12 protein-coding genes, 1 pseudogene and 1 other annotated feature are annotated in these 12,220 nt (G+C 28.7%); of the genes and pseudogenes, 2 read left to right on the top strand and 11 right to left on the bottom strand.

Annotated elements, in window-relative coordinates:
• From AB2369_RS06655 to AB2369_RS06645, 3 genes and pseudogenes are all read right to left on the bottom strand, one after another.
• The coding region (locus AB2369_RS06655; RefSeq protein WP_367665696.1) for a helix-turn-helix domain-containing protein at positions 1-92 on the bottom strand (92 nt) is incomplete at its 3' end.
• A pseudogene (locus tag AB2369_RS06650) lies at positions 70-348 on the bottom strand (MerR family transcriptional regulator). The pseudogene AB2369_RS06650 and the gene AB2369_RS06655, both read right to left, overlap by 23 nt.
• A gap of 548 nt (positions 349-896) precedes the next feature.
• Positions 897-1,475 (bottom strand): TIGR00730 family Rossman fold protein, encoded by a 579-nt coding sequence (locus AB2369_RS06645; RefSeq protein WP_367665695.1) that lies wholly within the window; start codon positions 1,473-1,475, stop codon positions 897-899.
• A 184-nt stretch (positions 1,476-1,659) separates the two neighbouring features.
• On the opposite strand from AB2369_RS06645, the gene AB2369_RS06640 reads away from it, so the two are divergent.
• Positions 1,660-2,547 (top strand): LysR family transcriptional regulator, encoded by an 888-nt coding sequence (locus tag AB2369_RS06640; RefSeq protein ID WP_367665694.1) that lies wholly within the window; start codon positions 1,660-1,662, stop codon positions 2,545-2,547.
• A gap of 105 nt (positions 2,548-2,652) precedes the next feature.
• Here AB2369_RS06640 and AB2369_RS06635 read toward each other — a convergent pair whose 3' ends face one another.
• Positions 2,653-3,288 (bottom strand): hypothetical protein, encoded by a 636-nt coding sequence (locus tag AB2369_RS06635; RefSeq protein ID WP_367665693.1) that lies wholly within the window; start codon positions 3,286-3,288, stop codon positions 2,653-2,655.
• Positions 3,289-3,930: 642 nt separating this feature from the next.
• On the opposite strand from AB2369_RS06635, the gene AB2369_RS06630 reads away from it, so the two are divergent.
• Entirely contained in the window at positions 3,931-4,659 is a 729-nt protein-coding gene (locus AB2369_RS06630; protein WP_367665692.1) for an HAD-IB family hydrolase, read from the top strand.
• 58 nt (positions 4,660-4,717) lie between these two features.
• Here the strand turns inward: AB2369_RS06630 and AB2369_RS06625 are convergent, their stop codons facing one another.
• From AB2369_RS06625 to AB2369_RS06595, 7 genes are all read right to left on the bottom strand, one after another.
• Positions 4,718-6,493 carry an aminopeptidase P family protein gene (locus AB2369_RS06625; protein ID WP_367665691.1) on the bottom strand — a complete coding sequence of 592 codons (1,776 nt, stop codon included), beginning with the start codon at positions 6,491-6,493 and terminating at the stop codon, positions 4,718-4,720.
• 242 nt (positions 6,494-6,735) lie between these two features.
• Positions 6,736-7,632: a GNAT family N-acetyltransferase gene (locus AB2369_RS06620; protein ID WP_367665690.1), complete on the bottom strand. Its 897-nt coding sequence runs from the start codon at positions 7,630-7,632 to the stop codon at positions 6,736-6,738.
• A 331-nt stretch (positions 7,633-7,963) separates the two neighbouring features.
• The gene (locus AB2369_RS06615) at positions 7,964-8,248 is read right to left on the bottom strand and encodes a hypothetical protein (protein ID WP_367665689.1); all 285 of its coding nucleotides are present in this window, start codon (positions 8,246-8,248) and stop codon (positions 7,964-7,966) included.
• A gap of 160 nt (positions 8,249-8,408) precedes the next feature.
• Positions 8,409-8,537 (bottom strand): CPC_1213 family protein, encoded by a 129-nt coding sequence (locus AB2369_RS06610; RefSeq protein ID WP_367665688.1) that lies wholly within the window; start codon positions 8,535-8,537, stop codon positions 8,409-8,411.
• A gap of 47 nt (positions 8,538-8,584) precedes the next feature.
• The gene (locus AB2369_RS06605) at positions 8,585-9,505 is read right to left on the bottom strand and encodes a PLP-dependent cysteine synthase family protein (RefSeq protein WP_367665687.1); all 921 of its coding nucleotides are present in this window, start codon (positions 9,503-9,505) and stop codon (positions 8,585-8,587) included.
• Between the two features lie 334 nt (positions 9,506-9,839).
• A complete protein-coding gene (locus AB2369_RS06600; RefSeq protein ID WP_367665686.1) occupies positions 9,840-10,994 on the bottom strand; it encodes a PLP-dependent aspartate aminotransferase family protein in 1,155 nt (384 codons plus the stop codon).
• Between the two features lie 4 nt (positions 10,995-10,998).
• Positions 10,999-11,628: a class I SAM-dependent methyltransferase gene (locus tag AB2369_RS06595; RefSeq protein ID WP_367665685.1), complete on the bottom strand. Its 630-nt coding sequence runs from the start codon at positions 11,626-11,628 to the stop codon at positions 10,999-11,001.
• A 105-nt stretch (positions 11,629-11,733) separates the two neighbouring features.
• Positions 11,734-11,966, bottom strand: a binding site (T-box leader).
• Positions 11,967-12,220 lie beyond the last annotated feature (254 nt).

The following is a 12,220-nucleotide window of genomic DNA, read 5'->3' as shown; positions in this document are numbered from 1 at the left end:
TTATAAATAAATCTTGCAGTTCCAACAGATTTCCAAAGTTGTTGCTCTTGTTTTTTTGTTGGTCTAATTCTAATCTTCTTCGCAAGTATCATCCTTCAACAACTCCTTAATCATCTTCTTTGCTCTATTGTCTCTTTTTCCTTGCAATCTACAACTAAAAACTATAAAAATTTGGTTACTATTCTCATTTAAGTCCTAAAAAATGATTAAGTTGTTCTTGTGAATAATACCTATAACCACTTTTTGTTGTATGATGTGGTCTTAAAGTATTATCTTTATCCAATTCCTTAATGTTTGAGTTGTTTTTCCTATTAATTTTAAAAATTCTCCAATTGAATAATATTTCATAGAATCACCTCTTGAATATATCACAATGCTAACATTATAAAAATTCAAGATTATTTTGTAAACTTTTATAAAGTTACACTACCCATCATTATCCCCCTTAAATATAACCTTTTCTTCAAATTTTTTAGAAGTATGCATCATTATATATTATACTATAAATGTATTTATTTACAATTTAAATTATATAAATGTGTCTATTACTTTGTTATATTTTTTAATACTTACATCTACAAAAGGATTTCTAATATTTATTAACTTTTGGTTCTAAATTACTTCTTTATTACCATTAAAATATTGAAGCCATCTATATAAGACTACCTAACTATACCAAAATATAATAAAGATACCATTTAATTTTATATCTTTATGAATTTACATTACTACGTAAATTATTCACATGATTAATATTATCTATTTCATCCTCATTATTCTCTATATAACTCTTAGTAATAAAGATTTCATTGATTTTAACCCCATCATTTAACTTCAAACTTTTTTAAAGCTTCTTATATAGTAAAAAATTATATGTTAGTTTAGAATACTTTACTCTAAACTAATTGACTCCATTTCGTCTCCATTATAGGTGGAACATAGTTTTTCATTTTTTCTATTAATATTGATGGATCATCAGATGATAATATAAGCTTCTTATTTGACTCTTTCATAAATCCTTCAGTACATGATTTCTCAAGGATATTTATAAAATCATCAAAGAAATTTGAAATATTTAATATACCAATAGGCTTTTTATGAATTCCAAGTTGTGCCCAGCTAAGCACTTCAAATAATTCCTCAAAAGTACCTAGTCCCCCTGGAAGAGCTATGAATCCATCTGAAAGTTCAGCCATGGTATGTTTTCTCTCATGCATATCTTTAACCTCAATAAGATTGGTCAAATTTCTATGCACCATCTCTCCTGAAAAAAGTCCCTTAGGCATAACCCCTGTAACCTTTCCATTATTTCTTAAAACTTCATTGGCTACTTCTCCCATAAGTCCTATTTTAGATCCACCATAAACTAGCTCAATATTATTTTTACATAATTCCCTTCCTAGTAATTTAGTTATTTCTTTATACTCTGGACGTACTCCTAAATTAGATCCAGAATATACACATATTTTTTTCATTAATATCCCTCCATATATATATTTATTATGTATTTTTTATAAAACAGTTTGTACAATTTCTCTTTTAGACTATGTAAAACTGCCTAATGTTTATCTGTTGATTACCTTTCATGAAGTAATTATAATTAATATAAATATATAAGTAAAATGAATATCTAGTATAGGAGGTATACTAAAATTTTATATGTACATTAATCTTGAACTTTACAGAACTTTTTACACTACTGCAAAATTAGGAAGTATTTCTAAGGCTGCAAAGGAACTCTTTACTTCCCAACCAGCAGTTAGTCACTCTATAAAACTCTTAGAAGAAAAGCTGGGAGGACAACTATTTTATAGAACTCCACGAGGTGTTGAGCTTACCCTAGAAGGAAAAGTATTATTTGAATACGTAGAACAAGGATATGGGATTATACAAAAAGGAGAAAGAAAATTTCAAGAACTTAAAAACCTTACCTTTGGTGAAGTGAGAATAGCAGCTTGTAATGCAGCATGTAAGTATTTCCTTCTTGAGCATCTAAAAAAATATAATAAGCTATATCCTAATATAAAAATTAATGTTACCAATGAATCCTCCTATAGGATTCTTGAACTATTAGAGTGCGGAGAAATAGATATAGGCATATTGAATATGGATATTAATAAGAAGGATTCTCTAAGTATTATAAAAACCTTAGACCTTCAAGATTGCTTTGTGGTAAATGAAAAATATAAACATCTTTCTAAAACCCAAATATTCTTATCAAAACTTATAGAAAGCTCTCCTATTCTCCTATTAGAAAAAGGCGGTAATTCTAGAGATCGTATAGATAACTATTTTAATTCCCATGGGGTATCACTATCCCCTGAGATAGAGCTAAGCACTGTAGAGCTTTTAGTTGAATTCGCTAAAATAGGATTAGGTGCTGCTTGTGTAGTAAAGAATTATATTGAGAAGGAATTAGAAGAAAAGCAATTATATGAGGTTAAACTTAAGGAGACTATTCCTAAAAGAATCATAGGAGTTGCAACTAAGAAAGGTATTTCTATGTCCACAGCTGCTGAGAAGTTTATTGAACTTATTGAAAGTTAGATTATTTAAGTAACTGATTACAATTAATACATCTTATATCCTCAATATTAATCACCCTATTTAAGACATAATAAAAGCACCTACTAATGTAAGTGCTTTTTAAATTTATTTAATTTTTAATGTTCCAAAATCAATAAAATTATCTTTGTATAACTCTGGGTATTCCTTCTGTATATCTTCCTTTGTCTTACCCTCGGCTGCTGCCTTAATAACCTTAGGAAGATTACTATAATCTTTTAAGTTATACTTTAACTTAATTTCGTCAGCTTTTAAATTCTTTTCCATTGGTATTTTAACTTGTGCATCAAAAGCATATTTTGAAGGTACTTGTTCATTATTTAATTTATCAGTTACTTTTATATTTTTTAATTCATAACCATCTTTTAGTGATGCATTCCAACCTGTTTGAAATAATTTAACTACTTTATCAGTAGTATTTTCAACCTTTATATCTATAACTACATATTTATAGTCAGATGCATTTTTTACCTCAGTACCAAACTGGAAATATTCACCCTTCTCAATATTCATACTACCATCTGAATTCATATCTCCCTTTATATCTTCACTAGATATCGTTCCTATTGTAAACTTAACTCCATCTACAACTTTTTCATTTTCCTTTTCAGAACTTTCACTTGATACAGTAGCAACTCCATCAGATGCTTTTTTAGTACTTCCACAACTTGTAAGACCTAATATCATTACCCCACTTAACAATACACTAATTATTTTTTTCATATTTTAAACCCCTCTCTTTTGTAACTAATATACATTATAAAGCATTTAAAGGATTTAATACAATACTTTTCCTAAACTTCAACCATTTAGTAATATCTTTTCTATCTCACTAATCTTCTCTTTTTCATCTTTACTTACGCTAGTATAGATCTTATAAAGTTCTTTCATATTTTTATAATAATTTTTTCTTCTTTATCTTTTATTTTACCTAAGTCCATAGAGGGGTACCTCATTATCTTAACTATCTTATTATCTTACTTAAGGGCTTTAAGCTTTCATTTATTTATACATTTATCCTTTCCCCTGTTACTAACTTTTTAAATGCAGAATTATCCTCAATATATTCATTACTTAAAACTACTATCAATTGCATAAATACTTCTTGTTTTGTAGATACTTACAAATGAGGTGGTAATATGGCTAAAAACAAAGTAGGTGGGTCTTCTATGGAAGCAATAGTAGTTATATTTATATTAGAATTACTTATTATACTCCTATCTTTAATGGTTAAATAAAAGGGGTAAAACCAATATTAGGTGTAATACTTAAAATTCTATACTTATCTTATTATATATTATTACTCTTGAAATCCTATGGTAATAAGTGATACAATATCATATAAAAAACTAAGGAGGCTACATTATGGGAAATACAGCAGCGTTTTTTGATATTGATGGAACAATCTATAGAGAAGGATTAATAACCGAGGTTTTTAAAAAGATAATTAAATATGAGTTAGTAGATGAAATTAAATGGTATAGAGAAGTTAGACCTGCCTTTCTTAAATGGGATAAAAGACAAGGAGATTATGACGCTTACCTAATTAAAATGGTAGATATTTATATAGAAGCTATAAAGGGTATAAACAAATATCATATAGACTATATAGCTAAAAAGGTAATAGAACAAAAAGGTGATAGAGTATATACCTTTACTCGTGAGAGAATAAAATGGCATAAGGAGCAAGGACACGTAGTAATTGCTATATCTGGCTCTCCTATAGAACTAGTTAGAGAAATGTCTGCAAAATACAATATGGATGATTATAGAGGATCCATATATCTCTTAGATAAGGAAAATAACTACACTGGTGATATAGTACCTATGTGGGATTCGGAATGTAAAGAAAAAGCCATAAAAGAAATGACAGAGAAATATAACTTAGACCTTTCAAAGAGCTATGCTTATGGCGATACTTCAGGAGATTTTACTATGTTTAAATCCGTTGGAATACCTTATTGTATAAATCCTACTAAAGAGTTATTAGGAAAGGTAATGGAAAACGATGAGGTAAGAGAAAAAATTAAAGTTATAGTAGAAAGAAAAGATGTAACCTACAATTTAGATATAAATACAATTCAGTTTATATAAGAAAAAATCATAGGAATAAGTTCCTATGATTTTTTTAGTTAATCATTTCATATTTATATTAAATACTTCTTGTAGATTCCTTTAGTGAGCTCTTTTCTTCTTCATTTAAAAGAGGACTAAGAATTTCATAAACTTCTTTATGATAGTTATTTAACCAATCTATTTCATCCTTATTTAATAAATCCTTATTTATTGCATCCAAGTCTATAGGACAATAAGTTATAGTGTTAAATCTTAGGAAAGTTCCATATTCATTGTCTTCCATCTTCTCAACTACATGAATATTTTCTGTTCTAATACCATGCTTTCCATCCCTATATATCCCTGGTTCGTTGGTTAAAACCATCCCTTCCTGAAGAACAACAGAGCTCTGTTCTTTTCTTATTCCTTGAGGTCCTTCATGAACATTTAAGAAAAATCCTATTCCATGACCTGTTCCACATCTATAATCTAATCCTCTTTCCCAAATAGGACCTCTTGCTAATATATCTAAGCTATGTCCTGTAACTCCTTTTAAAAATACAGCCTTAGATAAAGCAATATGTCCTTTTAAAACTAAGGTAAAATCATCCTTTTGTTCCTCTGTAATATCACCAAGCCTTATAGTTCTTGTTATGTCTGTAGTACCATCTAAGTATTGTCCACCAGAATCTATTAAATATAATCCTCTAGGAGAAAGTTTTGCATTGCTCTCTTCCTTAGGCTTATAATGAAGCATAGCAGCATTCTCTTCATAAGCAGATATACTATCAAAACTTAATCCCATAAATCCTTCTTCTTCACTTCTAAACTTCTCTAGTTTATCTGATGCACTGATCTCTGTTATTTCTTCTTTTCCTACATTATTTTTTAACCAATGTATAAATCTAACCATGGCTCTACCATCTTTTATATGACACTTTATAAAGTTCTCCACTTCAACCTTATTTTTTATAGCCTTAAAGTCAGTGGTTATGTTCCTATCCTCTATTATGTCTTTGTCTTTACCTATAGCCTCAAATATAGCTACATTGGTCTTATCTCCATCTAAATAGAAAGACTCCTTTGAATCTAATTCCTTTAAGTAGTTAAATATTTCCTCATAAGGCTTTACAATAATTCCATCCTTATCTAAAACAATTTCTAATTCTTCTGAAACCTTACATTTATCTATATATAATAAGGCTTTATCTAATTCTACCATTAAATAACTTAGAAATACTGGATTGTTTCTTACATCACTTCCTCTAAGATTAGTAGCCCAAGCTATATCATCTAAAGAGCTTATAACATATTTAGAAACCTTCTTCTCTTCCATTACTTTTCTTATTCTATCTAGCTTACTCGTTCTAGATTCTCCAGAATACTTTATATCATGATCAAAAATTTTATTACAAGGAATTGCTGGTCTATTTTCCCATATTACATCTATTAAGTCTGAAACTCCTTTAACTTCTATACCTAGAGGATTTAAATCTTTACATAAATTTTTATATTGACTTACAGAGAATACTAATCCATTAAACCCTACAGTATCACCTTTTGTTAATGAATTCTTTATCCAAGTAGTGTAGGAAATTACATCTGGGTTTCCCATTTTAAAAAGCTTAATTTCTGTATTTTTAAGTTCTTTTTCTGCCTGAAGATGATATCTACCATCTGTCCATAGTCCTGCTTCTTTCAATGTAACTACTAGGGTTCCTGCAGAACCTGTAAATCCTGACATAAACTCTCTAGACTTAAAATGATCTCCTACATATTCACTTTGGTGATTATCACTACTAGGAATTATAAATGCTGAAAGATTCTCTTTCTTCATAAGGTCTCTTAATTTACTTATTCTTTCATTTATCATAAAGTTAGCTCCCCTCTCAAATATCTAGATTCTATTTATATAATATATCTATTATAACTAATTATCAAACATCTTATTTTATAATTCTTATAATTCAAAAAATTGAGGTTGTTTAAACTCCATTTTATGCTAGTTAAATATTTATATAAATGTACCATTTTAAACTCACCTTTAAATAATAGTAGATGGTGATTTAGTTTTAATTACTATGGGGCTTATCTCTAGATGTATCATATCTAACATTAATCTCTTAGCAAATTAATATTTTTTCTATCCACCTTATAATAGTAAAGAATCTTTTCTGTATTAAATCCTAAAGATTTATATAAATAAAAGGCTTTATTATCCGTGGATGTGTTAAGATTTATAACTTCTAAATTCTTATTAGAGAAAAGCCAATTAACTCCTGAGGACAGCAATTTCTTCCCTATACCAAGTCCCCTTGATTCTTCTCTAACTCCTACAAATTTTATATCTCCTTCTTGGAATTCTTCATTATACTCTACATACATATATCCCTTTAAGTTTTCATCTTTAAAAATAAATACTTTCCTATCCTCATTTAGTCTATTAATAATATCTTGTCCACTATAATAAGGTTCTTTAAAAATCTCTTCATGAAGTTCTATAAATTCTTTATAATCATCTTTCCCTACTTCAATAACGTCTTTGCTTCCTATACTTAAAAAATCTTCTTTGTTCAGCCCCATATAGTAGAACTCTTTTAAATACTCTCCTTTTAACTTTCCACTTATCTCTTTACACCTCTTATTTTCCTTATTAAAATACATATCTATTCTTTTAAGAGATGTAGGTAAAATCTTATCTATCTCAGTAAAAAGTATGGTTTCTATTTCCTTATAATTATCAGAATCTATAAAAGGTCCTAAAGCCTCACCTACTCCCTTCTCTTCATCATTATCCATTCCAAGTACCCCAACTAATTTCTCACCTTCATAAGCTAAAACAAAAAAATCTTCTATGGTATTTTCTGGGAAATAATCTCTTAAACTATCTTCTATTTCCAATGGATTTTCTCCTAAATAACCTATATTCTTTTCTGGAAACTCATTGATTCTCCCTATAAATTCACTTAATTCCTTTATTGAATTCTTATTTCCTCTTATAACTCTTAGCACTATTTCGCCCCCTTAAAGCTTATTAAAACTATACTAATTAATTTATTATACATAATTTGTAATTACCTTTCTATAAGAAACTAAGAATTTAATATAAATAAATCTCATGAGACTTAATGGTGAACAGGTTTAATATAGGTGAAAAATAAGAGAGACTTTATCTAATATAAAGTCCCTTCCACTCCATTAACTTATATAAGCTGTCTATTTTGAAAAAACTAATAATACTAGAATATGATGATTAGTTTAGATAAAATATATGAGTAATTCCTTTAATAACTCATATATTTTATCTAAATTTTCTTCTATTTACTATTATCTGAAGAATATATTACTTTCTATAGGCTCCCTTATTTAGAGATACTAGAAGATCATGAGTAAAATTTGACCCTCTAGACAGTATTATTCCTGTGAACACAATCCCTATATTAAACTTCATATTTATACCTATTATTTTCATTATATCTATTCCCGTAGTAAAAGCTACCAAAAGCCCTATAAGTAACACCCCTAGTTTGTCTATACAAAAATGCCCCTCCTGCCATACCATTTTAAGTGTTTCCCAAGTAGATTCCACTAATAACGCCAATGCAAAAACTTGAAAAAACTTATCCATATTAACTCCCCCTCTTTTATATCCTATATCCTAAACTCAACTCTCTTATATATATAATTTCTTCTCTCCTAAAAGTTTCTTTATATATGTTTATTAAGCATTTTAGAATTTAATGCATAAAAATAGGCTATCTAGATTAAATTCTAGATAGCCTATTTTTTTACTCATGAGCCCTTGGTTCTCCAAACACTGCTCTTGCACTTTCAGCCTGAGGATCATGCTTTATTTTTTTCTTTTTAAATCTTCCATCTTCTTTTCTATTGTTTTTTGTATCTCTCATTTTAGTCATATGTTTCACCCCTCTTTTCACTATTAGTGTGTTACTTTTCTTTTATTTTATTCTTTGAAAGTATAAATGTTTTTAGTGAAATATCTGTCTCCTCTATCTGGAAGTATTGTTACTATATTTCCCTTTTCTATATCTCTTGAAAGCTTTAAGGATGCTACAATATTAGCAGCTGAAGAAGTTCCTACAATTAAGCCTTCCTTTAAAGCTATATTTTTAACCATTTCAAGGGCTTCTTCATCCGAAACCTTTACGACCTTATCAACATAATCCATATTCATAGTTCCTGGGATAAAATTATTTCCTATGCCTTCAATATTATAATCTCCTTCCTCTCCTCCACCTAAGATAGAACCTTCGGGATCAGCAAGAATACCACTTATATTTGAATTTTTTTCTTTTAAATATTTTAAAACACCAGTAAAAGTCCCCCCGCTACCTGCTCCTGCTACAAAATAATCTATCTCTCCTTTTAAGTCCTCATATATCTCTGGTGCTGTAGTTTCATAATGACATTTAGGATTTGAGTAATTGTTAAATTGATCTAGAGATATGGATCTTGGAATTTCCTTAAGAAGTTCTTTAGCTCGTTTTACTGCCCCTTCAATTCCTTCTTCTTTTGGAGTGCTTATAATGGTAGCTCCTAAAGCTTTCATAAGCACTTGTTTTTCCTTTGAAAACTTTTCTGGAACTACAAAGATTACATTATATCCTCTATTTATCGCCCCTAGAGCTACTCCTATTCCTGTATTTCCTGCCGTAGCTTCTATTATTGTATCTCCCTTTTTTAATTCTCCCCTATCTTCTGCATTCTTTATCATATATATACCAATTCTATCTTTTATGCTTCCTCCAGGATTTTGTCCTTCTAACTTTACAAAAATATTTACTCCTTCTTTTATATCTAAATTATTTAATTTTAAAATAGGAGTATGTCCTATAATTTCAAATATACTATTTATATAACCCATAGTATTATCACCTTCTTTATATGACTTATAATTTAATATGCTGTGTTACTTTAACTTTTAAAAATAATAATTTCTAATATAGAAAACTTAAACTTTAAAATATATTAATTTTAATAGAATAAAGTAAATCTTTTAAAGTATTGTTCTATAATAAGATTTTTTATTGCCTTACATCTTATTTTTTAGGTTAGTTTCTTAATTATATTAATAACTCCTATAAGAATTTAATATTTAAACTTAGTTTATAAATATGATTTTTTATAGGCTAAATCATAAATTAAAGAAATGAATAAGTTAATTTTAATCTTAAAGTCTATAATATAATTAAGAACTCTTAATCTCTATTCTTCTTAGAGGCATTAAAACCATTTATTAAGTCCTCTTTAATATCCTCTACATCTTCTATTCCAACAGAAAGCCTTAATAAATTTTCTTTTATTCCTATACTTTCTCTAAGTTCCTTTGGTATAGCTCCATGAGTCATGGAAGAAGGATGACAAATTAAAGATTCTACTCCACCAAGACTTTCTCCTAAGGTTATTATTTTAAGATTTCTAAGGAATTCTCTATAATCATATTCTTTTTTTATAAGGAAAGAAATCATTCCACTAAATCCATTAGATTGACATCTATGAATGCTATATCCTGGATGATTAGAAAGTCCCGGGTAATAAACCTTTTCCACTTCCTCACTCTCTTCTAAAAAAGCTGCTATTTTTTTTGAATTTTCATTATGCCTATCCATTCTAACGCCTAAGGTTTTAATTCCTCTAATTAGAAGGAAAGAATCAAAAGGTCCTAATATTCCTCCTGTGGAATTTTGAATAAAATGAATCTTTTCCCCAAGATTCTTATCTTTAACCACTATAATTCCAGCAACTAAATCACTATGACCTCCTAAATATTTAGTTCCACTATGAATTACTATATCCGCTCCTAAGGTAAGAGGTCTTTGATAATATGGGGTCATAAAAGTATTATCAACAATTGTTAATATTCCTCTATCTTTAGCTAAGGTAGAGACCTCCCTAATATCTGTTATATCCATTAGAGGATTTGTTGGCGTTTCTATAAAAATTCCCTTTACCTTAGAATCTATAGCCTTTTCTATATTACTTATATCTTTAGTATCCACAATAGAGTATTCTATATTAAAATTACTAAAAACCTTATCTAATACTCTAAAGGTGCCTCCATAAAGATTATCTGATATTAAAATCTTATCCCCACTTTTAAAAAGAGATAATATAGCTGTTATAGCTGCCATTCCTGATGCAAAAGCAAATCCTCTTTCCCCCTCTTCTAAATCAGCTATGAGCTTCTCCAAAGCGTCTCTTGTTGGATTTCCTGTTCTTGAATATTCAAATCCCTTAGTTTTGTTAAGTTCTTCCTGTTTATAGGTAGATGTCTGATATATAGGAATATTAACTGCTCCTGTAAATTCGTCTCCATCTATTCCTCCATGTATTAAAGCTGTTTTAATTCTCATAAACTTAATCCTCCTTATTTGCTGATGCTATGAAAATACCTGTTTCTATATATTCACCCTTACTTGAATAACCTTTACACATTAATTCTGTATTCTCTATAGATATATTTTTAAATCCTACTTTCTCTAGCCAATCTCTTATTTCATCATTAGAAAAACCTAACCATTCATCATGCATCTCCTCCTTTGCCCAATGTCCATTGTGCTGAAGCACATCAGAGATTATAACTGTCCCTCCTTTTTTTGTTACTCTATACATTTCCTCAATAGCCTTTTTAGCATCCTTTATATGATGAAGAGCCATGTTTATAAAAACCACATCCAATGATTCATCAAAAAGAACTAAATTATCTATTAATGACTTTATTGGATAAACATTATAAAAATTTTTATTTTTTACTAACTTACTAACTTCCCTTAGCATATTTGTTGATTGATCCATTGAAAACACCACACTGGCATCTAATGCCAATGCTAAGGATAAAAATCCACTACCACACCCAAGATCTGCCACTACCTTATCTTTTATATTTACTTTTGATAGTATTTTGTACTTTAATCTCTCTTCAAAATAATTACTTCTTACAACACTCCAATTTTTAGCTATATAATCGAAATACTCCATAGAACTCATAATAGCCCCTCCAATTAATTATTTTTCTTTGAAAATTCCATATAATTTTCCAAAAATTTATTCTCCTATTTAAATTTTTGCAAACAAAAAAGCCCCGTCTCTTTTTATAGAGACGAAGCTATGTAGACTCCGCGGTTCCACCCTAATTAGATATAAAATCCCACTTATTTCAAGCACAATCATGCTCTATCTCTTTAACGGGAGAACCCGTAGTATCCTACTTTATTCGGACCTATACTCCAAAGGGCACTTCATATATCTTATCAGTGAAAGCTTCTCAGCACCGCTTTCTCTCTGTAACCTTCCAATACACTACTTTCCTTTTTCAATGTATTTATAACATATTTAATTGTCTATAATCTTATTATATTAATAATAATCAATTTTGTGAACTTTAATATTCAAATACATATTCTGTCATCTATCAGAAATATCTATAATCAATTTATATATAATTTTAAACATAAAAAAGATATTGGCGGGGTACCAATATCTTAAAGGGGTTATATAAATAAGGGGTTAAATATTTATTTGGCTTTATGTTTTATAGTATATCACAAAATTCTACAAAATGTATTAACAAAATGTAAAT

The sequence above is a fragment of the Clostridium sp. genome (assembly GCF_040797585.1).
GTDB lineage: Bacteria > Bacillota > Clostridia > Clostridiales > Clostridiaceae > Clostridium_Z.
The sequence above is the reverse complement of the archived record's forward strand: the minus strand, read 5'-3'. Positions and strand labels throughout refer to the sequence as shown.

Bases quoted from the DNA above. Each gene is read 5' to 3' on its own strand.
- AB2369_RS06610 (WP_367665688.1), bottom strand. From the start codon at position 8,537: ATGACTAAAATGAGAGATACAAAAAACAATAGAAAAGAAGATGGAAGA.
- AB2369_RS06645 (WP_367665695.1), bottom strand. From the start codon at position 1,475: ATGAAAAAAATATGTGTATATTCTGGATCTAATTTAGGAGTACGTCCA.
- AB2369_RS06595 (WP_367665685.1), bottom strand. From the start codon at position 11,628: ATGAGTTCTATGGAGTATTTCGATTATATAGCTAAAAATTGGAGTGTT.
- AB2369_RS06605 (WP_367665687.1), bottom strand. From the start codon at position 9,505: ATGGGTTATATAAATAGTATATTTGAAATTATAGGACATACTCCTATT.
- AB2369_RS06625 (WP_367665691.1), bottom strand. From the start codon at position 6,493: ATGATAAATGAAAGAATAAGTAAATTAAGAGACCTTATGAAGAAAGAG.
- AB2369_RS06615 (WP_367665689.1), bottom strand. From the start codon at position 8,248: ATGGATAAGTTTTTTCAAGTTTTTGCATTGGCGTTATTAGTGGAATCT.
- AB2369_RS06630 (WP_367665692.1), top strand. From the start codon at position 3,931: ATGGGAAATACAGCAGCGTTTTTTGATATTGATGGAACAATCTATAGA.
- AB2369_RS06640 (WP_367665694.1), top strand. From the start codon at position 1,660: ATGTACATTAATCTTGAACTTTACAGAACTTTTTACACTACTGCAAAA.
- AB2369_RS06635 (WP_367665693.1), bottom strand. From the start codon at position 3,288: ATGAAAAAAATAATTAGTGTATTGTTAAGTGGGGTAATGATATTAGGT.
- AB2369_RS06600 (WP_367665686.1), bottom strand. From the start codon at position 10,994: ATGAGAATTAAAACAGCTTTAATACATGGAGGAATAGATGGAGACGAA.